General features: G+C 70.4%; 22 protein-coding genes. 2 read left to right on the top strand and 20 right to left on the bottom strand.

All coding sequences use genetic code 11. The features are described 5' to 3' along the window. Positions 1-25: 25 nt before the first annotated feature. The 3 genes from WD341_RS11910 to ctrA form a co-directional block, all read right to left on the bottom strand. Positions 26-1,870 (bottom strand): ATP-binding protein, encoded by a 1,845-nt coding sequence (locus tag WD341_RS11910; protein ID WP_368425676.1) that lies wholly within the window; start codon positions 1,868-1,870, stop codon positions 26-28. 68 nt (positions 1,871-1,938) lie between these two features. Continuing rightward, a complete protein-coding gene (locus tag WD341_RS11915; protein WP_368425677.1) occupies positions 1,939-2,988 on the bottom strand; it encodes a TRAP transporter substrate-binding protein in 1,050 nt (349 codons plus the stop codon). Between the two features lie 260 nt (positions 2,989-3,248). Next, on the bottom strand, positions 3,249-3,959 hold the full coding sequence (gene ctrA / locus WD341_RS11920) for a response regulator transcription factor CtrA (protein WP_368425678.1): 711 nt from the start codon (positions 3,957-3,959) through the stop codon (positions 3,249-3,251). 275 nt (positions 3,960-4,234) lie between these two features. On the opposite strand from ctrA, the gene fliI reads away from it, so the two are divergent. Together fliI and WD341_RS11930 are read left to right on the top strand one after the other, a co-directional pair. Further along, entirely contained in the window at positions 4,235-5,602 is a 1,368-nt protein-coding gene (gene fliI, locus WD341_RS11925; protein WP_368425679.1) for a flagellar protein export ATPase FliI, read from the top strand. Further along, positions 5,599-6,030, top strand: coding sequence for a flagellar FliJ family protein (locus WD341_RS11930; protein ID WP_368425680.1), 432 nt, complete (start codon positions 5,599-5,601; stop codon positions 6,028-6,030). The genes fliI and WD341_RS11930 overlap by 4 nt, the downstream gene beginning before the upstream one ends. 24 nt (positions 6,031-6,054) lie before the next feature. Here the strand turns inward: WD341_RS11930 and WD341_RS11935 are convergent, their stop codons facing one another. From WD341_RS11935 to WD341_RS12015, 17 genes are all read right to left on the bottom strand, one after another. Beyond that, positions 6,055-6,627, bottom strand: coding sequence for a MarR family winged helix-turn-helix transcriptional regulator (locus tag WD341_RS11935; RefSeq protein ID WP_368425681.1), 573 nt, complete (start codon positions 6,625-6,627; stop codon positions 6,055-6,057). 83 nt (positions 6,628-6,710) lie between these two features. Further along, positions 6,711-8,222 (bottom strand): hypothetical protein, encoded by a 1,512-nt coding sequence (locus WD341_RS11940; protein ID WP_368425682.1) that lies wholly within the window; start codon positions 8,220-8,222, stop codon positions 6,711-6,713. Then, complete coding sequence (locus tag WD341_RS11945; RefSeq protein ID WP_368425683.1) at positions 8,222-9,019, bottom strand: MinD/ParA family protein; 798 nt, start codon at positions 9,017-9,019, stop codon at positions 8,222-8,224. Before WD341_RS11945 ends, WD341_RS11940 begins: the two co-directional genes overlap by 1 nt. Further along, positions 9,016-9,996: a GTPase gene (locus WD341_RS11950; protein ID WP_368425684.1), complete on the bottom strand. Its 981-nt coding sequence runs from the start codon at positions 9,994-9,996 to the stop codon at positions 9,016-9,018. Before WD341_RS11950 ends, WD341_RS11945 begins: the two co-directional genes overlap by 4 nt. A gap of 34 nt (positions 9,997-10,030) precedes the next feature. Next, positions 10,031-12,181 (bottom strand): flagellar biosynthesis protein FlhA, encoded by a 2,151-nt coding sequence (gene flhA / locus WD341_RS11955; RefSeq protein WP_368425685.1) that lies wholly within the window; start codon positions 12,179-12,181, stop codon positions 10,031-10,033. A gap of 87 nt (positions 12,182-12,268) precedes the next feature. Next, on the bottom strand, positions 12,269-13,738 hold the full coding sequence (locus tag WD341_RS11960) for a sigma-54-dependent transcriptional regulator (RefSeq protein ID WP_368425686.1): 1,470 nt from the start codon (positions 13,736-13,738) through the stop codon (positions 12,269-12,271). Between the two features lie 35 nt (positions 13,739-13,773). Further along, positions 13,774-14,616: a motility protein A gene (locus WD341_RS11965; RefSeq protein ID WP_368425687.1), complete on the bottom strand. Its 843-nt coding sequence runs from the start codon at positions 14,614-14,616 to the stop codon at positions 13,774-13,776. A 34-nt stretch (positions 14,617-14,650) separates the two neighbouring features. Next, positions 14,651-14,953, bottom strand: a complete 303-nt coding sequence (fliN, locus tag WD341_RS11970) for a flagellar motor switch protein FliN (RefSeq protein ID WP_368425763.1) — start codon at positions 14,951-14,953, stop codon at positions 14,651-14,653. 53 nt (positions 14,954-15,006) lie between these two features. Continuing rightward, a complete protein-coding gene (locus WD341_RS11975; RefSeq protein WP_368425688.1) occupies positions 15,007-15,801 on the bottom strand; it encodes a hypothetical protein in 795 nt (264 codons plus the stop codon). A gap of 17 nt (positions 15,802-15,818) precedes the next feature. Next, positions 15,819-16,847, bottom strand: coding sequence for a flagellar motor switch protein FliG (gene fliG / locus WD341_RS11980; RefSeq protein ID WP_368425689.1), 1,029 nt, complete (start codon positions 16,845-16,847; stop codon positions 15,819-15,821). Positions 16,848-16,960: 113 nt separating this feature from the next. Then, positions 16,961-18,670: a flagellar basal-body MS-ring/collar protein FliF gene (gene fliF / locus WD341_RS11985; RefSeq protein WP_368425690.1), complete on the bottom strand. Its 1,710-nt coding sequence runs from the start codon at positions 18,668-18,670 to the stop codon at positions 16,961-16,963. A gap of 195 nt (positions 18,671-18,865) precedes the next feature. After that, positions 18,866-19,207, bottom strand: a complete 342-nt coding sequence (locus WD341_RS11990; RefSeq protein WP_368425691.1) for a DUF1153 domain-containing protein — start codon at positions 19,205-19,207, stop codon at positions 18,866-18,868. Between the two features lie 291 nt (positions 19,208-19,498). Continuing rightward, entirely contained in the window at positions 19,499-20,761 is a 1,263-nt protein-coding gene (gene flgE, locus WD341_RS11995; protein ID WP_368425692.1) for a flagellar hook protein FlgE, read from the bottom strand. 65 nt (positions 20,762-20,826) lie between these two features. After that, entirely contained in the window at positions 20,827-21,504 is a 678-nt protein-coding gene (locus WD341_RS12000) for a flagellar hook assembly protein FlgD (protein WP_368425693.1), read from the bottom strand. A 13-nt stretch (positions 21,505-21,517) separates the two neighbouring features. Further along, a complete protein-coding gene (locus WD341_RS12005) occupies positions 21,518-22,918 on the bottom strand; it encodes a flagellar hook-length control protein FliK (RefSeq protein ID WP_368425694.1) in 1,401 nt (466 codons plus the stop codon). An 81-nt stretch (positions 22,919-22,999) separates the two neighbouring features. Further along, positions 23,000-23,398, bottom strand: a complete 399-nt coding sequence (fliS, locus tag WD341_RS12010; protein ID WP_368425695.1) for a flagellar export chaperone FliS — start codon at positions 23,396-23,398, stop codon at positions 23,000-23,002. A 76-nt stretch (positions 23,399-23,474) separates the two neighbouring features. Further along, positions 23,475-24,635, bottom strand: coding sequence for a flagellin (locus tag WD341_RS12015; RefSeq protein WP_368425696.1), 1,161 nt, complete (start codon positions 24,633-24,635; stop codon positions 23,475-23,477). Positions 24,636-24,846 lie beyond the last annotated feature (211 nt).

Below are 24,846 nucleotides of genomic sequence, written 5' to 3' on the forward strand. Positions count from 1 at the left end.
GACGGCCGCGCCGGGGCGTCCTTCCCTAGAGCCCGTTCGCGAAGGCGCGGCGGCCGAGGTCGTCGGCGGGCGCCGCCGAACCGGTCTTCCAGGGAGTGCCGCGGACGGGCAGCGCCGTGGGCAGCTCGATCCAGAACAGGCTGCCCTCGCCAAGCGTGCTCGTGAAGCCGATTGAGCCGCCCATGGCTTCGACGAAGCGCCTCGTCAGCGCCAGGCCGAGGCCGGTTCCCTCGACGCTGGTGTACTCCGCGCCGAGCCGGCGGAAGGGCACGAACAGCTCTGCCTGCCGCTCCGGCTCGATGCCCTGGCCGGTGTCCTCGACGCCCAGGCGCAGGCAGCCGTCGCCGCGGGGGACGGCGGACAGCGTCACCGAGCCGCCGGGCCGGTTGTACTTGATCGCGTTGGAGACGAGGTTGATCACGACCTGACGCAGGCGCACGGCGTCGGCCCGCACGGCGGCGGTGGTCGTCACCGGCGCGACCCGCAGACTGACCTCGGCCTTGGCGGCGATCGGGGCCATGATGTCGCTGACGCCGAGCAGCAGCTCGCGGATCGGCACTTCCTCCATCGACAGCGACAGCCGGCCGGACTCGACGCCGGCGAGGTCGAGCACGTCGTTGACCAGGTCCAGGAGGTGGTGGCCGCTGTCGACGATCAGGCCGGCGTACTCCCTCTGGCCGTCGGTCAGGTTCCGGGGCAGGTCGAGCTCGAGCATCTGGCCGAAGCCGATGACCGCGTTGAGCGGCGTACGCAGCTCGTGGCTCATGTGCGCGAGAAAGACCGACTTGGCCGAGTTGGCCCGCTCGGCTTCGGCGCGGGCCGCGTTGGCGGCCGCCGTGGCGCCGGCGAGCTCCGCCTGCAGCCTTTCGCGCCGGCGCAGGTTGGTGACCAGGAGCCCGGTGCCCAGCGCCAGGACAGCGAGCACGACCGCGGTGAGCGCCGTGTCGATCCACAGGCGGCGCCAGAAGTCGGCCAGGGCATGGGCGCGCGAGACGCCGACGCTGACCATCAGGCCCTGCCCGACGCCGGGTGCGACGGCGTAGCTCGCGATCTCCTCGGTGCCATCGAAGGGGGCCGGGGCGTGGTAGGTGCCGAAGGGCGCGCGCGGCAGATGCTCCCGGAACAGGGCCGAGTCGGCGCCGGAGGCGGCGAGCGGAGGGGCCAGATGCGGCGCCCGCGCCAGGACGATGCCGTCGTGGCGATACAGGGTGGTTCGCCCACCCGGTCCCATGTCGAGGGACCGGTAGACCCTGGCGAACTCGCCCGGATCGAGAGTGCCGGCGGCGATCCCGGCGAAAGCGCCGTCGGGGCCCTCGAGCCTCAGCGAGACGTCGATCCGCCAGGGCGCTTCCGCCGAGGCGCGCCGCGGTGGCGAGACGTGCAGCGCCTGCGTCGCCTGCGCGCGCGGGCCGAGGAACGTCTCCTCGCGCGCGACGCTGATGCGCGGCGGGTCCAGCGTGCGCGAGGTCGCGACCAGCTCGCCGTAGGCATCGTACCAGCCGACATCTCGCAGGATCTGCGAGCCGCCACGGAGCGTCTTGAGGTTGACGTGGAGCGAGGCCTGGCTGCGATAAATGCCCTTGGCGGCGTCGGCGCGCAGCCGCGCGACCGCGCGCAGGGTCTCATGGATGCCGTCGAAGGTGCGCGCGGCATGCTCGGCCAGCAGGTAGGCGGCGTTGCGCGTGTCCCGCTCGGCGCGCGTGAGGCTGAGGTCGTAGGCCTGCCACTGGGAATGGGCGAACAGCATCAGGGTCGCCACCGCGATCGCGACCGCGGCGCTCGCGACCTGCCGGCTCGGCCTGGCGAAGAGACCAAGCGAGAAGCGGCGGGTCAAAAAGCGGCGGGTCGAGAAGCGGGGGGGTCCGGGCAAGTCTGGGTTCAATCTGTCTGGTCGACCGACGGTGCCGGTCGGAGAGGCTGGTCGCGGAGGACGAGGGGCTACTTCAGATAGGCGTGGTCGTGCCAGATCGCGTAGTCGCTCCGAAAGGTCTTGTAGGAGTCGTAGACCCACCGGAAGGCCGCGTTGCGCTCGGCCTCCTCGTTCGCGACCTCGTTCCAGGCGCTCTCCATGGCGGCGATGATCTCGGGCGACCAGCGGCGGATCTCGACGCCCTCGGCCTGCATCTCCCGCATCGCCTTCCACTGCGCGGCTTCGCCTGACGCGATGGTCTGCCTGACCATGTCGCCGCGGGCCAGCTCGATGATCGCCTTGTGGCGGTCGGCGAGGGCTTCCCAGGTCGCCAGGTTGACGTAGAGGTCGAAGAAGGTCGCCTGCTGGTGCCAGCCGGGGAAGTAGTAGTACTTGGCGACCGTGTGGAGCCCCAGGTCCTGGTCCATCCGCGGCAGCGAGAACTCGGCCGCGTCGAGGGTGCCGGCCTTCAGCGCAGCGCGGATATCGCCTGGAGGAAGCTGCCGTGTCTCGGCGCCGAGCCGTTCCATGACCTTGGCGCCCAGCCCGAAGAACCGCATGCGCAGGCCTGCGAGGTCCGAAACCTCCCCGATCTCCTTCAGGAACCAGCCGGAGGCCTCCGGGGGGATCAGCGCGCAGGGCAGGTTGTAGAGGTCGTGCTCGGCGAAGAGGGCGCGCGCCATCTCCAGGCCGCCACCCTCGTACATCCAGGCCATGTACTCGCCGACGCCGGGCCCGAAGGGCACGGCCGAGAACATGTTGAAGGCGGTGTCGACGTCGCTGAACCAGCCGGCGCCGCCCCAGCCCGCGTCGATCCTGCCGTCGGAGACCGCGTGGAGCGTCTCCGCCGCCGGCACCAGGACGCCGGGCTCGTGAAACTCCAGTTCCACCTCGCCGCCGGTGGCCCGGGAGATGCGCGCGGCGAGTTCGATCGCGGCCTCTCCGATCAGGGCCATGTCGCCGGGAAAGGTGCTCGCGAAGGCCAGCCGGACCGTGGTCGGCTCGGCCGCGGCGGGGGCACCTGTCGAGAGCGCGGCTGCCACCAGCGCGACAGCGCCGGCGCGAAGGAGGGGCTTCATGGTACTCGCTTTGAGTGGGGGTGGCGGGCGGCCCTGCGACCGCACCTGCGGACCCTGCCCGATGCGGGTTAAGGTCGAATGAACACCTGCGATTCGGCCCCGCCCGAATCGGCGGGACGCGCTCCGGTGCCTCTGCACGCGAAGGAAAAGCGGCCGGCCCGTCGCGCGGGCCGGCCGTCAGGTCGACAGGGAGGATGGTCGAAAGAGCGTCAGGCGAAAGACCGCGCCCGGCGACTGCAGCGGGCCGGGGAACAAGCGCTTCAGGCGATCGCCTTGCGCTGGACCTCGCCGACCTCCGAGGGATCGCGCAGGACGTAACCGCGGCCCCAGACGGTCTCGATGTAGGTCTCGCCGCCGGTCGCCATCGACAGCTTCTTGCGCAGCTTGCAGACGAAGACGTCGATGATCTTGAGCTCCGGCTCGTCGATGCCGCCGTAGAGGTGGTTGAGGAACATCTCCTTGGTCAGGGTCGTGCCCTTGCGCAGGGAGAGCAGCTCCAGGATGCCGTATTCCTTGCCGGTGAGGTGGATCGGATGGCCCTCGACCTCGACGGTGCGGGCGTCCAGGTTGACCGCGAGCTTGCCGGTCAGGATCACCGAATCCGAGTGGCCCTTGGAGCGGCGCACCACGGCCTGCAGGCGGGCAGTGAGCTCGCGCTTGTCGAAGGGCTTGGTCAGGTAGTCGTCGGCGCCGAAGCCGAGGCCCTTGAGCTTGTCGTCCAGACCGGAGAGGCCCGACAGGATCAGGATCGGCGTCTTGACGCGCGCCTGGCGGAGCCGGCGCAGCACTTCGTAGCCGTCGATGTCCGGCAGCATCAGGTCCAGGATGATGATGTCGTAGTCGTAGAGCTTGCCGATCTCCAGGCCGTCTTCGCCGAGATCGGTGACGTCGCAGACGTACCCGTCGGAGCGGAGCATCAGCTCGATCGACTTCGCGAGGGCCGCATCGTCCTCGACAACCAGAACACGCATTGTCGCTACTCCTAAAGTACGAGAGCTAAGTTGCAGGTTTGCGTCCGATGCCCCCTGACGCGTTAACCACATTGCTCCAGAATCCTTAACAAAGGGTTATCACGAGCATTTTTGTTAAGGAAGATTACCCTGGCCAGGTGTTCAGAGCAGAGCTCTTTGCCGCAGTTTTCAGCCATTCCGCCAGAGGGGCTCAGGGTTTACCGAAGCTTAAGCGCCCCCGGCGCAAGCTGCCGCCAAGCCAGCCAGAACCAGAATGTGGGGTCCCCGGTCCGCTGATGTCAGCCCTTTTGTCGTCCTTCGCCGAAGAAGTCGGCCGCCTGCCCGACCATCGCCTCTACGGTCGCGTCTCGGGTGTACTCGGCATGACCGTCGAGGTTGCCGGCCTCGACCGCCAGCTCGCCATCGGCGCGCGCTGCCGGATCGAGGCGCGCGGCGGCCGGCGGGTCACCTGCGAGGTCGTCGGCTTCCGCGAGGGCCGCGCGCTGCTGCTGCCCTTCGGACCGCTCGACGGCGTCGGCCTCGGCTGCAAGGCCGAGCTGTCGGCGGCCGAGCCGGTGATCTGGCCGACCGAAGGCTGGCTCGGCCGGGTCGTCAATGCGCTCGGCCAGCCCCTCGACGGCAAGGGGCCGCTGCCGCTGGGGCCGATCGCCTACCGTCTGCGTCGCGACCCGCCGCCGGCCCACGGCCGCCAGCGCGTCGGCGGCAAGATCGACCTTGGCGTCCGCGCCATGAACACGTTCCTGTCCTGCTGCCAGGGACAGCGCATGGGCATCTTCGCCGGCTCTGGCGTCGGCAAGTCGGTGCTGCTCTCGATGCTGGCCCGCTACACCACGGCGGACGTCAACGTCATCGGCCTGATCGGCGAGCGCGGCCGCGAGGTCCAGGAGTGGCTGGAGGACGAGCTGGGCCGCGAGGGCCTGGCGCGCTCGGTTGTCGTCGTCGCGACCTCCGATGAGCCGCCGCTGATGCGCCGCCAGGCCGCGCAGCTGACGCTGGCGCTGGCCGAGGCGTTCCGCGACCATGGGCGCGACGTCCTCTGCCTCATGGACTCCGTGACCCGCTACGCCATGGCGATGCGCGAGATCGGCCTGTCGGCCGGCGAGCCGCCGGCGGCCAAGGGCTACACCCCGAGCGTCTTCGCCGAGCTGCCGCGCCTGCTCGAGCGTGCCGGGCCGGGCGGCGAGGGCCAGGGCTCGATCACCGGCCTGTTCACCGTGCTGGTCGAGGGCGACGACCACAACGAGCCGGTCGCCGATGCCGTGCGCGGCATCCTCGACGGGCACATCGTCCTGGAGCGCCAGATCGCCGAGCGCGGCCGCTATCCCGCCATCAACATCCTGCGCAGCGTCTCGCGCACCATGCCGGCCTGCAACAGCGAGGCGCAGAATGCCCTGGTCCAGCGCGCCCGCCGCCTGCTCTCGACCTACGAGGACATGGCCGAGCTGATCCGCATCGGCGCCTACCGCCAGGGCAGCGACGCCGGCGTCGACGAGGCGCTGCGCTACAACGCAAAGCTCGAAGCCTTCCTGAACCAGGACAAGTCGGACCGCGCCCTGCTCGAGGATGGCTACGCCCAGCTCGCCGCGATCCTCGACATGCCCTGGCCGCCCCCGGCAACTCCGGATAAGGGAGCCGACGCATGAGCGGCGCGATCGCCAACCTGATCCGCGTCCACCGCTGGACGCTCGACGAGCGCCGTCGCACCCTGGGCGACCTCGAGCGCTTGGCCGAGAAGCTGACCGGCGACCTCGCCGCGATCGAAGCCGAGCTGGTCCGCGAGCGCGAGATGGCGACGAGCACGCCGGACATGGCCTTCGCCTATCCTGCCTTCGCCTCGGCGTCCCGGCAGCGCAGCGAGAAGGTCAAGGTTTCGATCGCGGAGGTCGGCAAGGAGATCGATCGGGCGCGCCGGCAGGTCGAGGCCGCATTCCAGGAGCTCAAGAAGTACGAGCTGGCCCAGGCTTCAACCGAGCGTCGCAAGCAGGAGGCCCTGAAGCGCCGCGAGCAGGCGACGCTCGACGAGATGGGCCTGACCCTCCACCTGCGCCGGCGAGCGAGCGACGGCAGGTAGCGCAGGCGACAGGATCTCCCCTACCTACCGGGCCCCTTCGGGCTCCGTTCCGTTCTCGCCGGCGAGCGTCTCGACGTTGCGCCGCATGGCCCGCATGACCCGCAGGAAGGCCTCCAGGTCCTCGGGATCGACGCCTTCGATCAGCCACCGCTCGCGCTCCAGCGCAACCGCAAGGATGCTGTCGTGCAGGTCGTAGCCGGCGGCGTTCAGCCGCCAGGCCTTGCGGCGCGGGTCGGCGCCGGGCGTCTCGAACTCCAGGTAGCCCAGGGCGTCGAGTCGCTGCAGCGCGCGGCTGGTCGCGGCCTTGTCGAGGGCGATGATCTCGCAGATCCGCGCGGCCCGGATGCCGGGCTCGATGGCCAGCATGGAGACGACCCGCCACTCGACGATGCCGACGCCGAAGCGCGCGAGGTAGGCCTGGGAGGCGCCTCGCGACAGCGCGTTGTTCACCGAGGCCAGGAAGTAGGGCAGGTAGCAGCCGAGATCGAGCACCGGCCGGCCGCCGACCTCCCGGGTCGAGCGCGAGATCCGGCCGTCGGGGCAGCTCGGAGAGGCGCCGCTCTCGGGTGGTCCGGAAATGGGTCGCGCTGTGCTCATGGATCGTTCCGGCGAGAGGGCGTGCGCCGCGATCCTAGTCGGCATTCCCCGGCCCTTCGAGAGCCTTTCTCTTGCTTGGCTTTCTAGACGCTGAAGCCGATGTCGTCCCGGGAGTGCGGCACGGGCAGCGGCAGCCAGTCGTCGCCGGCCTGGAAGCGGAAGGCACCGCCCAGGCCGCCGGCCTCGCTGGCGGAGACGAAGATGCCGGTCAGCTCCTCGCGCAGGGCGTCGTCGAGCGGCCGTCGGCTGCGCAGCACGAGGTCGAAGCGGACCTCGCGCAGCAGGCCCTCGAGCTGCAGCGCGCCCAGGCGGCTGAGCGACAGGTCGCAGAGGAAGTGCGTCGGCGCCGCGGCGTCGCCCTCGGCCTCGGCGCGGCGCTTCTTCAGGAACAGACGCAGGGCCTCCGGCGGCCCCTGGCCGATCAGTGGCAGCAGCACCAGCCGCCAGTCGCCGGGCGGGTCCCGGCCCAGCCAGCGCAGCTCCTCGTCGGCCTCCTGCAGACGCGCGGGCGACAGGCCCGGCTGGCTCATGGCCGGCCCGCCGAGCCCCGCCGGGCCCAGCCAGGGGAGCAGGCCCGGACCTTGCGCGGCCTGGAGGAAGCGCAGCAGCGAGAGGGCGAGGCGGGGCCCGACCTTGGGCGGAAAGCCGGCTGGCAGCAGCGGCCCGAGCGGCGTCGCCTGCGCTTCCGCGAAGGCCTCGGCGAGGCCCGCGAGGGTCGGCCAGACTCGGGCCAGCGATGCCGGGGTGGCCGCCGAGGAGGGTGCGGGCGGCGGCGCCGGCTCGGCGCTCGAGACCGCGCCGAAGCCGAGCGGCTGCAGGTGGACCGGGCGGCTCGTGCCCGCCAGCGGCTCCGCGAAGAGCGTGGCGACCGGGCCGGCGGCACCGCTCGCGATCTGCAGCAGGACGCGCGTGCCCTGGGGAATCCGGTTCGGCGTATCGACCGCGAGCTGGCCGAAGCTGCCGCCGACGAGCAGCCGGCCTTCGCCGTCGCGACCGGCGACGACGCCGGACAACGTGCCGTGGAGCGTGTTGCCGGTCGGCGCGCCGGCGCGGGCGGCGGCGGCCGGCTCCTGTGACGCGCCCGGTCCCGCGGCGGAGACGGCGCTGGCGTCGGTCCGGGGCTGGCCCAGGCCCGCGGTCGGCAGGCCCGCGGCCGGAAGGCCGGCGGGCAGGCGTCCGCCGCCCGGAGCGGCGGCGGCGCCGATCGAGGCCTTATCCGGTGCGCGGCCGCCGGTCGCGGCGGGCTGGCTCCCGGGGGGCCGCGGGATCGTGGCGCCCGGGGCGACGGCGGCCGTGCGCGGCAGGATGGTGACGAACAGGCCGGAGACGTGCGGCCGGAAGATCAGCGACACCGTCGCGCCGGCGGCGAAGCGCGCCGCGGTGGCGATGGCCAGGGTCACCGGACCCTTGCCGAAGTCCCCCTGCACCAGCAGTTGGCCCTGCGGGCTGCGGCCGAGCACGATCCCCGGCAGGGCGTCGCCGCCGAGCTGGAGCATCGAGGCCGGCGGGTTGACGACGCGGCCGCTGCTGCCGGACGCGCCGCCGCCGCCGGGCGCACCCGCGAAGAGTCGCTGCGGCGCCCCGACGTCGCTCATCAGCCGCTCCGCAGGAGCCCGGCCGCCAGAGCCTCGACGTCGAGCGCGGCCGGCGCGTTGGGATAGCGCAGCAGCAGCGGTGTCTGTGCGCGGATCGATTCCTTGACCTTGGGGTCGCGACGGATCACGCCGGCCAGCGGCGGCGCCACCTTGAGGAAGGTCTCGCAGGCCTTGCGCAGGGTGTTGTAGGTGCGCTCGCCTTCGCCGGGGCTGCTGGCCTGGTTGACCACGACGCGGATGTCGACGGCGCGGTTGTGCAGCACCGCCAGCTTGATGAAGGCGTAGGCGTCGGTCAGCGCCGTCGGCTCGTCGTTGGTGACGACGAGGCAGGTGCCGGCAAGGCCGGCGATCTGGCGCACGGTGCGCTCGATGCCGGCGCCGAGATCGAGCAGCACCCGGTCGTAGCTCGGCGCCAGCTTGAGCAGCTGCGAGGCAAGGCCGCGCAGGCGCTCGCTCGGCACCGCGGCCAGGCTGCCGGTGCCGGAGCGGCCGGCGACGATGCTGAAGCCGCCTTCCGGGTACTCGACCGCGGCGTCGGCGAGGCTGTAGGCGCCCGACAGCACGCCGGAGACGTCGCGCTCGGCCGACAGGCCGAGCTGCACGTCGACGTTGGCGAGGCCGAGATCGCCGTCGAACAGCAGCACCTTGCCGCCGGCGCGCGCCATGGCGTGGCTGAGGGTGATCGCCAGCCAGGTCTTGCCGACGCCGCCTTTGCCGGAAGCGATGGCGAGCAGTTGCGGCGCGGTCGGCAGGTGGCTCGGCGGACGGGCCAGGGCGGCGAGGCTCGCCTGTGTCATGAGCGCGTTCCCGTGGCAAGAAGGCTGCCCTCGTGTTCGGCCGGCAGCAGGAGCCGGGCGAGGGCGACCGGGTTGAGACTGGCAAGGCCGCTGCCAATCGAAGGGCCGAGGCCGGCGCCGACCAGCGGCAGACCGGCGGCATGGGCGGCGGCGAGCAGCCCGCCGAGACGGCGGGCAGCGTCGAGCCGCGTGGCGATGAGGCCGCGCGCGCCGAGCTCCTGGAAGGCGATCGCGACCTCGGCGGATTCCATGGCGTCGCCGCCGGCCGGCAGCACCAGCAGGGGCTCGGCCCGCGCGATGCGCGCGGCCAGGCGCAGGGGCTTGCAGTCGTCGGCGTCGTAGGGATTGACGCCGACGGTGTCGATGACGATGAGGTGGTCGCTCGGGCAGTCGCCGAGCACGGCGCCCAGACGCTCGACGTCGCCGGCCTCTCGCAGGGGTACGCCCAGCGCCTTGGCGAAGGCCTGGGCCTGCTCGCGGGCCCCAGCGCTGACCGTGTCCATGGTGATCAGCGTCGCCGGCCGGTTGGCGAGGCGCGCGCGCGCGCAAAGCTTGGCGGCGGTCGCCGTCTTGCCGGCGCCCGAGGGGCCGACCAGCAGCACCGGCGGGCGCAGGCCGCCGGAAGCCTGGACCATCGGCGGCGGCGCGAAGTGCAGCACCGAGTCGAGCGCGCCGGCGAGCATCAGCTGCGGGCCCTGGGCGGTCAGGCTGCTCGCGGCGGTCAGCAGCTTGTCGACCAGGCCCGGCGGGATCCGGTGGAAGTCGAAGATCTCGCTGAGCTCCTCGACGGCGATCAGCGCGGCCTCCTCGTTCTGGCCGAACTGGTCCTCGGGATCGTCGTCCAGGCCGGCGGTGACGCGCACGCCGCGTTCGCCGAGGTCCTGGGTCGAGAGGATCACCGCCTCGTCGCCGAGCTGGCGGCGCACCAGCTCCATCGCGTCCGGCAGGCTCGAGGCCGTGAAGGATCTCAGGCGCATGGCGGCGCCTCAGTGGGCTTGCGGGCCGCGGCCATCAGATCTGCCCCACGGTGCGGATCCGCGCCTTCGGGTGGATCTCGTTCTGCGACAGCACCGGCGTCGAGGGTCGGAAGCGCTCGACGATCGAGCGGACGTAGGGCCGGATTCGCGGGCTGGTCAGCAGCGCCGGTGCCACGCCCATCATCGCCTGGCGCTCGAAGGCCTGGCGGATCTGGGCGATGAACTCCTGCAGCTTGGTCGGCGCCATCGAGACCTGGCGTTCCTCGCCCTCGCCGATCAGGGAGTCGGCGAAGGTCTGCTCCCAGGTCGGTGACAGGGTGACCAGCGGGATCACGCCCTCGTGGTCGATCACCGCGTTCGAGATCTGGCGCGCCAGGCGGGCCCGGACGTGCTCGGTGATGGCGGTCAGGTTGCGGCTGTAGCCGCAGGCCTCGGAGATGCCCTCCAGCACGGTCGGCAGGTCGCGGATCGAGACGCGCTCGCCGAGCAGGTTCTGGAGCACGCGCTGGATGCCGCCGACCGCGATCTGGCTCGGGATCATGTCCGCAATCAGCTTTTGGTGTTCGCCCTCGAGCTCGTCGAGCAGCTTCTGGGTCTCGGCGTAGGACAGCAGCTCGGCGGTGTTCTCCTTGACCACCTCGGTCAGGTGCGTGGTGATCACGGTCTGCGGGTCGACCACGGTGTAGCCGCGGAACAGCGCCTCTTCCTTGGCCCCTGAATCGACCCATAGAGCGGGCAGCCCGAAGGTCGGCTCCGTGGTCTCCTCGCCGGGCAGGGTCATCGGCTCGCCGCGCGGATCCATGACCAGCAGCATGTTGGGCCGGAGCTCGCCCTCGCCGGCGGCGATCTCCTTGATCCGGATGACGTAGCCGTTGGGTGCCAGCTGCAGGTTGTCCTGGATGCGCACGCTGGGCAGCACGAAGCCCATCTCCTGGGCCAGCTGGCGGCGCAGCGACTTGATCTGCTCGGTCAGCTTCGGCCCGGTCTGCTCGCCGAGCAGCGACAGCAGGCCGTAGCCGAGCTCCAGGCGGATGTAGTCGATCTGCAGGTGCGCCGAGATCGGCTCCTCGGCGACCGGCGTGTCGGCGACGGCCTGGGCCTCGGCGTCGGAGACGAGCGTCGCCGCCGCGGTCCGCCGCCGGTCGAGGAAGAAGGCGGCAGCGCCGGAGACGGTGGCGAGCAGCATGAAGGGCAGGAAGGGGATGCCGGGCAGCAGGGCCAGCGCCATCATCAGGAAGGAGGACAGGCCGAGTGCCTTTGGATAGGCGCCGAGCTGGCCGAACAGGGCCTTGTCGGTCGAGCCGACGCTGGCCGACTTGGAGACCAGCAGGCCGGCGGCGGTCGAGACGATCAGCGCCGGGATCTGGGAGACCAGGCCGTCGCCGACGGTCAGCACCGTGTAGCTCTCTGCGGCCTCGCCGAAGGGCATGCCCTGCTGCGCGACGCCGATGATCATGCCGCCGATGACGTTGATCGCGGTGATCAGCAGGCCGGCGACGGCGTCGCCGCGCACGAACTTCGCGGCGCCGTCCATGGAGCCGTAGAAGTTGCTCTCCTCCTCCAGTTCGCGGCGCCGCAGGCGGGCCTGGTCCTCGTTGATCAGCCCCGAGGAGAGGTCGGCGTCGATCGCCATCTGCTTGCCGGGCATGGCGTCCAGGCTGAAGCGCGCCGAAACCTCCGCGATGCGGCCGGAGCCCTTGGTGATGACGATGAAGTTCACCAGCACCAGGATTGCGAAGACGATGATGCCGATGACGAAGTTGCCGGCCATGACGAAGTTGCCGAAGGCTTCGATGACCTGGCCGGCGGCGGCCGGACCCTCGTGACCGTCCGCCAGGATCAGCCGGGTCGAGGCCAGGTTGAGCGACAGCCTCAGCATGGTCGCGATCAGCAGCACGGTCGGAAAGGAGGAGAAGTCCAGCGCCCGGTTGATGAAGAGAACCGTCATCAGGACCAGCACGGAGAGCATCATCGAGATCGCCAGGCTGATGTCGAGCAGCCAGCTCGGCATCGGCAGGATCAGGACGACGAGGATCGTGACGACGCCGAGCGCAAGCGCCACGTCGCCGTTGCGCAGCGTCTTCTGGAGCCTGTTGGCGAAAGCGGCGCCGCCGGCCAGGGAGCCCGCACCGAACGGCAGGCCGACCTGATTGGACGGGCCCTCGCCGCCTGCCTGATCCGACATCGCTTGTTTCGCTTTCTACTAAAAACTGTTGCTGTGGAGGAAAGGGCGGCGGCCGCCGGATCAGGCCGCCGGATCAGGCTGCCGGATTCAGGCCATGGAGCGCTCTGCCTCGCCGTGCATCGGCACCGCGACGCCCTCTCCGGCGTACTGGCGCAGCTTGTTGCGCAGCGTGCGGATCGAGATGCCGAGGATGTTGGCGGCGTGCGTGCGGTTGCCCAGGCAGTGGCTGAGCGTGTCGATGATCAGGTCGCGCTCGACTTCCGCCACCGTGCGGCCAACCAGTCGGCGCGACTGGTCGCCGTTCTCGGCGGCACTGCCGAAGGCGACGAACTCCTCGTCGGCGCCGGCCGCGGCGTGGCCGTTGGCGCGTGCCGCCGAGGTCGCGTCGGGGACGCCTCGCGGCGGGCCCGTGCGCTCGGGGTTGCTGCGCTCGGGATTGCTGCGGTCGGGGGCCAGGCGTCCGCCGCTCAGCAGCACCGACTCGGGCATGACCTTGCCGTCCTCGGCGAGCAGCACGGCCCGGTGCATGGTGTTCTCGAGCTCGCGCACGTTGCCGCGCCACTGGTGCTCGCGCAGCATCGTCCGGGCCTCCGCGGTCAGCGAGGGCTTGGGCACGCCGTTGGCGTCGGCGTACTTCTGGAGGAAGTGCTCGGACAGGATCTCGACGTCGCGCGGCCGCTCGCGCAGCGGCGGCAGCTCGAGGCTGACGACATTGAGCCGGAAGTAGAGATCCTCGCGGAAGTCGCCCTCGCGCACCGCCTGGTCGAGGTCGCGGTTCGAGGTCGCGAGCAGCCGGATGTCGATCTTCACCGGCTGGGTGCCGCCGACGCGATCGATCTCGCGCTCCTGGATGGCGCGCAGCAGCTTGGCCTGCAGGCGCGGATGCATCTCCGTGACCTCGTCGAGCAGCAGCGTGCCGCCGTTGGCCTCTTCGAACTTGCCGATGCGCCGCGCCTGGGCACCGGTGAAGGCGCCCTTCTCGTGGCCGAACAGCTCGCTCTCCAGCAGGTTCTCGGGGATCGCCGCGCAGTTGACCGAGACGAAGGTCTTCGAGCGGCGCTTCGACTTCGAGTGGATGTAGCGGGCCATGACCTCCTTGCCGGTGCCGGACTCGCCGGTGATCAGCACCGAGGCGTCGGAGCCGGCGATCTGGTCGGCGAGACGGATCGAGCGGTCCATCGCCGGGTCGGCGAAGATGAAGGCATTGGTCTCCTCGGTGACCGCGGCCAGCACGGCGGCGATCAGCTCGGGATCCGGCGGCAGCGGCACGTATTCCTTGGCGCCGGCGCGGATCGCGGCCTCGGCGCGCGCCGGGTCGGCGCGCACGCCGCAGGCGACGACCGGCACCGAGATGCGCTCGCGCTTCAGGGCCTCGATCAGTCGGCCGACGTCGAGCATGACGTCGACCATGAGCAGGTCGGCGCCCTGGCCCGAGCGCAGCGCGTTGAGCGCGCCGGTCAGGTCGTCGACGTGCGCGACCTTGGCGCCGCGCTCCAGCGCGATCTTGCCGGCCGTGGTGAGGTGTCCGTCCAGCGATCCAACGATCAGCAGGCGCATCGATCCAACTCCATTCCCTAGTAAGCCCGACGTGGTCAGTCGAAGTAGCGGACCCGGTCGCCCGGGGCCAAAATCGTGTTGAGCAGGGTCTCCAGGCGGCGCGGGTTCTCCTGGCGGCCGATCGAGGCGGCGCCGAGCGAGACCAGGTGCTTGACCTGGGCCTCCATCCCGGAGTTGCGGTCCAGCTTGTTGGCGAGCGGCAGGAAGACCATGTTGGCCAGGATCGCGCCGTAGAAGGTCGTCAGCAGCGCGACCGCCATGGCCGGGCCGATCGCCGAGGGGTCCTGCAGGTTGCCGAGCATCTGCACCAGGCCGACCAGCGTGCCGATCAGGCCCATGGCCGGTGCGACCTCGCCGGCGCGACGCAGAATCCCGGCCGAGCGCTGGTGGCGCTGCAGCGTCGCCTCGACCTCGCGCCCCAGAACCCGCTCGATCTCGTCGCCCGGCGTGCCGTCGACGACCAGCTGCACAGCCTTGGTGAGGAAGCGGTCGTGGCGCAGCTGCTGGAGCACGTTCTGCAGGTCGAGCGAGCCGCGCTGGCGTGCCCGGTCTGCCAGGGCAATCATGTTGAGCGCGGTCTGGGAGGCGTCCTCGCGGTGGTAGAGCAGAGTGCGCAGCACGATGCCCGAGGAGCGCAGCATCTCGCCGAGCGAATAGGAGATCGCCGTCACCGTCGCCGTGCCGCCGAGCACGATCAGCATCGCCGGCAGGTCGACGAAGGCGCCAGGGCTGCCACCGATCACGATGGCGGTGCCGATCAGAGCGAAGGCGCCGAGCACGCCGCCGAGCGTGGCGAAATCGAGCCGGGCGGTCGGACGCATCGGCGCGAGCGGGCGTCGCACCGGCGCGTCGGTCCTGGGGCTGGCGATCTCGGCCATGGCGAATTCTGCTTCCTGCTCCGGGACCGACCGCTCAGCTGCGGTCCATCTTGATGATCTCGGTCATGGTGACGCCCAGGCGGTCCTCGACGACGACGACCTCGCCGCGCGCGACCAGGCGGTTGTTGACGTAGATGTCGATCGCCTCGCCGACCTTGCGGTCGAGCTCGACGACGGCGCCGCGGCCCAGCTTGAGAAGCTGGCTGACCTGCATGGTCGCCTTGCCCAGCACCGCGGAGACCTGGACCGGAATGTCGTAGACCGCCTCCAACTCCTTGGCGGTGCCCGGGGTCGCGCGCTCCTCGGCGACCTGCTGGTCAGGCGCCGGGCCGTCCATCTCCTCGAGATCGGTCAGGTCGAGATTCTCGTTTCCGGCCATGTCGTGTCTCCTCAAGAAACCGGTTGCGCCGACCGGTCGGCCGGCGCCTGTTGCTGTTCGCTGGTCTCGCTGGTCTCGCTGGTCTCGCTGGTCTCGCTGGTCTCGCTGGTCTCGCCGGTCTCGCTGGTCTCGCTGGTCTCGCCGGTCTCGCTGGTCTCGCTGGCGGTCAGCGCGTGGGACAGGATCTCGTCGATCTCGGCCCACAGCCGCTTGCCGCTGCGCTCGGCGCCGCCGTCGGCCCATTCGACGCGGGCGTCTCCGGGGCCGAGCTCCTCGTCGGCCAGCAGCACCACGCGGCCTTCGTAGGCCGCCGCGAGCTTCAGGGCGTCCATGCGACCGCGCAGCGCGTCGAGCAGGTCGTCGGGCGCCCGGACCACGACCCGGGGCTCCTCGTGCAGGCGTTCCAGGCAGGCGTGCACCAGGCCCTCGATCTCGCCCAGGCCGTGCCGCTCGCTGAGCAGCGGGAACAGCTTGCGGACCACCGCGATGGCGCTTTCCAGGACCTGGACCGTCGCCGCCTCGCGGCGCTCGTCGAGGCGCCCGAGGGCCTCCTGCACGCCCGCGGCGAAGACGGACAGGGCCTCGGCGCCGGTCGACTCCGCGGACCGGCGCGCTTCGCTCAGCGCCTGATCGCGGCCCTGGTCCGCACCCTCGCGGTAGGCGGCCTCGCGCACCGCCTCCAGCTCCTCGGCCGAGAAGCTCGGCGGCGGCGGCGCAGCAGGCTCCGGCGGCGGCGCCGCCGGAGCGGCCTGCCGGGCCTCCGGGTCGAAGCTGGTGTCGAAGAGGAACTTGCGGGCGTTCGTCATGTGCGCTGCCGAGCCGGTCAGTAGACCAGCTCGTCGTCCCCCTTGCTGTCGGCGATGACGATTTCGCCCTTGGCGGCAAGATCCTTGGCGGTCTGGACGATGGTCAGCTGGGCTTCGTCGACGTCGCGCAGCCGGACCGGGCCCATGCTGGCCATGTCCTCCTTCATGATCTTGGCGGCGCGCTCGGACATGTTGGCGAAGAAAGTCTCGCGCAGCGACTCCGAGGCGCCCTTGAGGGCGATGCCCAGCTTGTCTTTCTGGATCGAGCGCAGCAGCGTCTGGATGCCGCCCGTGTCGAGCTTGCTCAGATCCTCGAAGGTGAACATCAGCGCGCGGATGCGCTCGGCCGACTCACGGTTGCGCTCCTCGAGCGCGGTCAGGAAGCGGCTCTCCATGTTGCGGTCGAGACAGTTGAAGATCTCGGCCATCATCTCGTGGCTGTCGCGCCGGCTGGTGCGCGCCAGGTTGCTCATGAACTCGTTCCTGAGCGTCCGCTCGACGTCGTCGAGCACCTCCTTCTGCACGGCCTCCATGCGCAGCATGCGCATGACGACCTCCAGGGCGAAGGGCTCCGGCAGCATCGCCAGCACGCGCGAGGCGTGCTCGGCCTTGATCTTCGACAGCACGACGGCGACGGTCTGCGGGTACTCGTTCTTCAAGTAGTTGGCGAGCACCGTCTCGTTGACGTTGCCGAGCTTGTCCCACATGGTCCGGCCGGCCGGACCACGGATGTCCTCCATGATCGAGTCGACCTTGTCCTTGTCCATGACCTTCATGAGCAGGCGCTCGGTCGACTCGAAGTTGCCGACCAGCGAGCCCGTCGAGGAGATCTGCTCGGCGAACTCGACGAACAGCCGCTCGACGATGGAGGATGAGACGGTGCCCAGGTTGGCCATCGTCTGCGACAGCTCCTTGATCTCATCGTCTTCCATCATGCCGAACAGGCGCGCGGCGTTCTCTTCGCCGACGGCCATCATCAGCACGGCGGCCTTCTCGGGGCCGGAGAGGGCTCGGTAGTCCTCGCGCAGGCGCATGGCAGGAGGCATGGAAGTCTCGGTCCTTCGGTCTGGCGGTCGGCGGTCTGGCGGTTTGCGATCTGGCGGTTTGCGATCTGGCGGTCGGTGTCGTGGCGGCCGGGGCGCTTCGGCGCCTCAGCGGATCAGGTTTCCTGGTGGAGCCAGGTGCGCAGGATGCCCGTGGCCTCCTCGGGGTGCTTCTCGACGATCTCGGAGATCTTGCGCAGCGAGGAGGCGCGCACGCGGCCCTCGACCTTGCTGATGTCGATCATCTGGTCGATCTCGTCGTCTTCCTCGCCGAGCGTGGGCGTCAGCCCGTTCTGTGTCGCCAGCGCGGTCCCGCCGCGGGCGGGGGGGCCGCTGAGCAGGCCGGGCTGCCCGGAGGGACCGCCCAGGGCCGGCCGGGCGCCGCCGGCAGCCTCGCCGGCGAGCAGGCCGCCGATGTCGCCGGCCACCGACATCTGACGCTCCATCAGGCGACTGACCAGCGGCCGGATCACCAGCAGCAGGACCAGGACCGCGACGACGCCGAGCACCAGCATCTCGGCCATCCGCATGACCTGGCGCTGGTCGAGACCGAGCAGCAGGCTTTCCGGCGCCGCTGTGCCGTAGGCGTCGCTGGTCGAGGCGAACTGCAGGTTGGCGATCTCGATGGTGTCGCCACGCGACTCGTCGATGCCGACCGCGTTGCGCGCCAGGGCGGCGAGCTTGGCCAGGTCCTCCTCGGAGCGCGCCTGGTAGACCGGGTTACCCTCGGCGTCGGGGACATAGGTGCCATTGACCAGCACCGCCACGCTCAGGCGCCGAATCGCGCCGCTTTCGCGGACGTGGGTCGTCACGACGCGGCTGATCTCGTAGTTGACCGTCTCCTCGAGGCGGCTGGTGGAGGAGGTCTGGCTCTCGGCGCCGAGCTGCGGGAGGTTGGCGTCGGGCAGGTTGTTGTTGACGGTCACCGCCTCTTCGCCGGCCTGGTTGTCCTTGGACTGCTCCTCGACGGTCTGGGTCGAGCGCACGACCTGGCTGTCGGGGTCGTAGATCTCGGAGTTCTCGGTGACCCGGTCGAAGTCGAGCTCGGCCGAGACCTCGGCGCGCACGTTGCCGACGCCGACGGAGCGCTCCAGCAGCTCCTCGACCTGGCTGGCCAGGCGCACCTCCATGCTGGCGCGCATCTCCTGGGCGGTTCCAGCGGCCCCGTCCTCGCCGCCGCGGTTGCGGGCCAGCAGGTTGCCCTGGTCGTCGATCAGCGCGACCTGTTCGGGCTGCATGCCCGGGACGGCGGCGGCGACGAGCTGCTGGATCGCGGCGATCTGGCCGCTCGAGAGGCGGCGCGCGCCGCTCATCGTGAGCACGATCGAGGCCGAAGGCTGGTTGCGCTCGCGGCTGAACAGCTCGCGCTGCGGCAACACCAGATGCACGCGCGTCTGGCGCACACCCTCGATGGAGCGGATGGTGCGCGCGAGCTCGCCCTCGAGGGCGCGTACGTGATTGATGTTCTGCAGGAAACTGGACGTACCGAGGCCTTCCGACTGGTCGAACAGCTCGTAGCCGATCGAGCCGCCGCTGGGCAGTCCGCGCTCGGCCATCGCCAGACGCAGCCGCGCGACCTCGTCGGCCGGCACCATGATCCGCGTTCCGTCCGCAGAGATCTGGTAGGCGACGCCCTGGGCCTCCAGCTCGCCGACGATCTTGGAGCCCTCTGTCGGTTCGAGCTCGCCGTAGAGCAGCTGCATGTCGGGTGTCGTCACGCGCCCGGCGAAGTAGACGAAGAAGGCGAGAATCGCGGCGGCCACGCCGACCATCAGGCCGAGCCGGAGCGGTCCGAGCGTGCGCAGGGTTTCGACGAAGGTGTTCACAGCCGGGGAGCCTACCGCTTCAGGGTTGTCTAGCGGCGCGGCAGCAAACGCCATCCGCGCAGCGATAGGCTAGGGCCCGCTGGGTAAAGGCTAGGTTAACCGGCGGAAAATTTTGCCTAGTGCCCGGCAGAATTTTCCCGTCTGGAAGGCCCACGAGAAGGCGAGGCGGCAACGGCCCCGCGGGGGATCGGCCGGCTACTCCGCCGCGGCCGCCCCGGCGCCGCCGGACGGCCGCCGCCGGTAGTCCTGCAGGCGGGTCGTGCGCAGGCCGCGCAGGCCGTGCGACTCGATCATGCGCTGCCAGGAGAGGAACTCCTCGACCGAGAGGGTGTAGCGCCGGCAGGCCTCCTCGAGCGAGATCAGCCCGCAACGCACGCCGGCCACCACCTCCGCCTTGCGGCGGATCACCCAGCGCTTGGTATCGGGCGGCGGGAGGTCGTCGAGCGACATCGGAATCCCATCGGGCCCGATGACGTGCGTCGGTCTCTCTCGCTCCGGCGTCGCCGAGGTGGTCCTACCTGGGCTCTGGGAGGTCATCTGGTGCTCCGCATACGTGCAGTCTCATCTATCCACAGGCTACGGGCGGGGGGCTTAAAATTCCCTAAAATCAATAGTTAAGGGAGAAGTCGTGCCAAATGCGGGAGACCTGGGCGGGAACGTGCGGCAAGCCGGCGGCGCAATCCCGCCGGGAAGGGCGCCGGCCGCATCGTCGCTAAGCGTGTGTTCCCTCGGAAAGGCTCGACCCGGCCGCTACCATCCTGGTGGTCGGCCGGGTCGGCGGGACCCCGGGGCGTACCCCGGATCCGTGCCGGACTAGTGAACCTGGGATCAGCGGCGGATCCGGATCAGTTCGTCCAGCATCTCGTCGGCGGTGGTGATCACCTTGGCGCTGGCGGAGTAGGCGCGCTGGGTGACGATCATGTCGGTGAACTCCTCGGCCAGGTCGACGTTGGAGGCCTCCAGGGCGCCCGAGGCGAGCTTGCCGGCGCCGCCGGAGTTCGCCCCTCCCAGGGTCACGTCGCCGGATTCGGCGGTCTGGAGGTAGGCGTTGCCGTCGCGCGCGGCCAGGCCGTTGGGGTTGGAGAACTGCGCGACCGGGATCTTGTAGATGTCCTTGGTCTCGCCGTTGTCGAACAGCGCCGTGACGACGCCCTCCTCGTTGATCACGACCCCCGCGTACTCGCCGAAGCGCACGCCGTTCTGGTCGATCTTGCCGAGCGAGAACTGGCCGGCGAACTGCGTCAGGCCGCCGATCTCGCCGACCGTGCCGATGTCGATGGCGATGTTCGAGGCGCCGGCGCCGCCGGTCGTCCAGGTGATCGCGATCGGCGGCTGGGTGATCGCCGTCGGCACGCCGTTGCCGTCGAAGGTGATCGAGCCGGCGCCGCCGCCGGTGACCGTGCCGCTCGTCGCGCCGGTGCCGGCAAGGATCGGATCCGCCACCGTGTAGGTCCAGTCGTTGTCTGCGACCTTGGTGAAGGTCAGGGTGACGTCGTGAGCGTTGCCCAGCGAGTCGTAGACCTGGATCGAGATGTCCTGGTCGTCACCGACGGCAGCGGTCGAGGGCAGGTTGGCGCCCAGCTCGGCGGCCGAGGTGGCGCGCGCGGTGCCCGAGAGGTTGCCGATGTTGACCGTCTGCAGCGACGACAGCACCGAGGTGTTGCCGATCGGGTCGCCGTTGGGGTCGAGGGCCCAGCCCTGCAGGTAGTAGCCGGCGGTGTTGCGCAGGTTGCCGCTGGCGTCGCGGTTGAACGAGCCGGCGCGGGTGAACATGAAGTTGTCGCCCAGGCCCGGCGTTGCCGCCTCGTTGACGACGAAGAAGCCGTTGCCCGAGACCGCGATGTCGGTCCCCGAGGCCGAGGCCTGCAGCAGCCCCTGCTTGTCGAGCTGCTGCGCCGGGTTCGCCCGCACGCCGCCCGGCGTGTAGACCTGCTTGTTGATCGACTGGGTGACCAGGGTCGAGAACTGGGCCTTGGTCGACTTGTAGCCCACCGTGTTCACGTTGGAGATGTTGTCCGAGATCATCCCGAGCGCTCGGCTCTGGGCGGACAGGCCGGACACGCCGGAGAACATCGCGCCGTAGATACTCATGGGATCACTCTCTCCTCTGGGAGCGGCCGCGTTCGGCCGCTCGGAAAATGGGGGTCCGTCGCGCGTCAGCTGGCGGCGATGGGATCGCGGAAGGCGGTGATGTCCTCGACCCTGACCGGCGCATCGCCGACCATCAGCTGCAGAATGCCGTCGATCGTCTCCACGCCGCTGATCTTGCCGATCGTGAAGGTCTTGGCGTCCACCGTCGCATCCTCGGCGTCGGTGGCGCGGACCTGGATCGTGTAGCCGCCGAGCTCCGCCGGGTTGCCGAAGTCGTCGGCACCGTCCCAGATCAGCTCGTGGCGGCCGGCACCGGTCGGACCCTCGATCGTGCGGACCGTCCGGCCGCTGCTGTCGGTCAGCAGAATCTCGACCCGCTCGGCCTCGCCGGCGAGGTCGTAGACGATCGGCGCGCCGCCCTCCGTCAGGTTGACGCGATCGCCCTCGGCCTCGACGTACTTGCCGAGGAAACCGACCAGCTGCGCCGCCTCGTTGAAGGCCTGGCCGTTGATCAGCTGGTCGAGCTTGTCATTGGTCTTGAGCTGCTGCTCGACGCCGCTGAAGGCGACCAGCTGTTCGGTGAACTTGGCGCTGTCCATCGGGTCCAGGGGATCCTGGTTCTGCAGCTGCGTGGTCAGCAGCAGCAGGAAGTTGTCGAAGGTCTCGGACAGGCTCTGATCCCCGGCGATGTTGCTTTTCCCGCCGGTACTAGTCTGGGTCTGAGTGGTGCTGTTGATGTCCATCGGTCCAGTCTCCTCAGACGCGGATGTTCACGGCGCCGTCGTGGCGCGCCTCGGCTCGCCCGGGCTGCGTTGGCAGATCGTCCTCGCCGTTGGCGCCGGCAGCACCGGTCTCGCCGCCCGCAAGGCCGTGGGCAAAGCCCTGGCCGGAGCGCTGCTGCTGGCCGCCGCGCAGGTCGAAGGTGATCGAGTTGCCGTCGGTCTGCAGCCCGGCGTTCTGAAGCGCCCGCTCGAGGCCGCGCACGTCGCGCTGCAGCAGGTCCATGGTGTCCTTGCGCTCGGCCTGGAGGACCGCGCGGACCGAACCGTCCTGGCCGAGCTCCAGCTTGATGTCGATGCGGCCGAGCTCGGCCGGATGCAGCTGGATCGACACGCGATCCTTGCCGATGCTGAGCGCCCGGTGCATCTGGACGGCCACCTGATCGGCCATCGGCGCCTGGGTCGGCGGACTCGGATTGGCCGGGGTGGCAGCCGCCTGCGCCATCTGTACCGCCGGCGCGCGCGTGCTTTCCGGGCCGGCAGGCAGCAGGATCTCGCTGTCGGCGGGGGCCTGCAGGACCGGGCTCTTGCCACCGGCGACGGCCTCCTGGCCGGCCAGCTTGCCGGCCGCTTCCGCGGCCAGGCCGGCGAAGGTCTTGGCGGCGGTGCCGTCGGCGATCTTGGCGGCGCCCTGGGGGCCGGCGCCCGTGCCGGCCGGGGTGCCGCCGGGTCCGTCCGCGGCGCTTTGGCCGGCACCCTCGGCCGAGGCGGCGAGGCTTGCCGCGAGAGCGGTGTTGCCGGACAGGGCGCCACGCGGGGTCTGGGCGGCCGGGTCGAGGCGCACCTCGCCCCGCGTCTGGCCGTCCTCCGCAGCGATGCGGAAGGCGCTGGCCGCGGTCTGTGCTGCGGCAGTGGTCTGCGCTGCGGCAGTGGTCTGCTGGGCCGTCGCAACGACGGTGGCGGGTGTGGCTCCGGCACCGGCCACGCCGGCGGCGGGCTGGGTCGCGGCGGTCGGCTGCCCCTGCTGTGCCGTCTGGGCGGTGGCGGTGGCCTGCCCGCTCGTGGCGACCTGCGTTGCAGGAGCGCCGGGCACCTGGCCGACCCTCTCGCCCTGGCCGGTGGCGGTCTTGCCGTCCTTTGCCGGAACCTCCGGGACATCCGAGGCCTGGCGATCCGACTCGCCGGCGTCGTCTCCGGCCTTCCGCGGTGTGCTTCCGCCGCCCGCGGCGTCCTTGGCCGTTGGCGCCTCGGCGGCTGCCGCCGTGCCTTCCGGCTCGTCGTCGGGCCGCCTGCGCGGGGTCGGCTCGGGGGCGGCGGGGGGCTTGCTCCCGAGGGTGCCGAGCAGGTCGGCGAAGCCCTTGCCGCCGGAGCCCCTGCCGGGGTCGGCGCGGTCCTGCACGTGCGGACCGGAAGAGGTGGCGGCCAGAATGTCCATCATGGATCGCTCGTCATCTTGAACGCGTCGACCGTCCTGGCCGTGCGCGTCGGGGGCGTCGGGTAAGGAGGTGAGGCCGGCGGCTCAGGCCGCCGGGCTCACCGCGCCGCCGGACTCGATCCGTCGGTCGAGCTCGTGCCAGGAGTCGCGCAGCGGCTGCAGCAGCCGGATCGCCTCCTCGGCGGTATCGAGGTCGTTGTAGATGTTGATGCGCTGGAGCCGCGGGATCAGGAAGCTGTAGAGCCTGCCGAGATTGTCCGCGACCTCGCCACCCTGCTCGTGGTCGAGGCAGAGGTAGAGGGTGGCGAGCAGCTCGCTGGCGATGCTGACCGCGTTGCAGCGCGCCTCGATGTCCTTGCGGTGGATCGCCTCGATCGAGGCGCGCAGGGCACCGATGGTCTCGTCGTAAAGCGTGACAACCAGGCGGCTCGGCGGCTGGGACAGCAGCATGTCGTTGCTGACCGGAGAGGCGTTCATGGCCATGAGGTGACTCCTTTCTTGTCCTGGCGGCGCGGCCCACCCGGCCCGTCTGGCGGGTCGGCGGCCGACCGGGCGGGAACTACTGGAACAGCTTGAGCAGGTTCTGCGGCAGCTGGTTGGCCTGGGCGAGCATCGAGACGCCGGCCTGGACCAGGATCTGCTGCGAGGTGAAGTGAGACATCTCCGCCGCGACGTCGAGGTCGAGCAGGGCCGAGCGGGCCGCCTCAGTGTTCTCGACGGTCGTCGCGATGTTGGCCGAGGCGAACTCGAGGCGATTCTGGCTCGAACCGAGCTGGGCGCGGTTCTGCGCCAGCGTGTCGATGGCGGAGCTGACGTCGGTGATCGCCAGCTCTGCGTTCGCCTGGGTGTCGATCGTGGCGGTCGAGAGGCTTGCCGAGAGCGCCGTGGTGCGCGCCGACGAAAGCTGGATCGTCACGTCGTCGTAGGTGTCGGTGCCGGTGCCGATCTTGAACTCCAGCGACAGCGTGTTCGAGGTGCCGCCGGCGACCTCGAAGGCGTTGTTCGCCGCGATCGCCAGGGTGTCATCGAACTGCGAGTTGAGCTGGATCGTCAGGCCCGCGCCGCCGATCGTCACGTCCCGGAAGTCACCTGCCGCGGGCGCCGTGATGCCGGCCTCCGAGGTATAGTTGATGCCGGTGGCGACGTTGGTGACCGTGAACTGGTCGGTCGTCGCGTTGAAGGCGACGGTGACCGAGTCGGTGGCCGAGAAGGCGCCGGTGTCGTTCGAGAAGATGAACTGCTCGATGCCGTCGGCCTGCTCGATGTTGGTGCCGATCGTGGCGGCCGCAAAGGTGTTCGAGCCGTTCAGCAGCTTGGTGCCGTTGAACTCGGTGTCGTCCGCGATGCGGTCGATTTCCGAGCGCAGGGCCGTGAACTCGCCGTTCAGCATGCCGCGCTCGGTGTTGGAGAGCTGGCCCGAGCTCGACTGCACGGACAGCGACTTCATGCGGATCAGGATGTCGTTGATGCGGCTCAGCGCACCGTCGGCGATCTGCAGCATGGAGACGGCCTGGCCGGCGTTGACCTGGGCCTGCTTGAGGGCACTGACCTCGGCGCGCAAGCGCGAGCCGATCGCCAGCGAGGCGGCGTCGTCCTTCGCCGACAGCACGCGGCTGCCCGAGGACAACTTGGCGACGGAGTTCGAGGCCGCAGCGTCGGACATCGTCAGGTGACGATGCGCGACGTTCGCGGCGAAGTTTGAAATCACGTTGAGGGGCATAGCCGGGGTCTCCTTGAGGTCTAAGCCTGAAAGAAACGGACCGTTGCGTCGGCAGGGGCCGGGCGGCGGTCTGAGGTCTTTCTCCTCTCGCTTCTTCAGCTCTCGTCGCCGTCCTCGTGCTTACCTGGCACGGTCCGGCGATACTCATTCAGCAACCCTCGTGCCAGTTGCCACCGATGGGAGTAACCTACGGAAATACAAAGAGAAATTT

The sequence above is a fragment of the Tistlia sp. genome, from assembly GCF_040905785.1.
Taxonomy (GTDB): Bacteria; Pseudomonadota; Alphaproteobacteria; order Kiloniellales; family DSM-21159; genus Tistlia.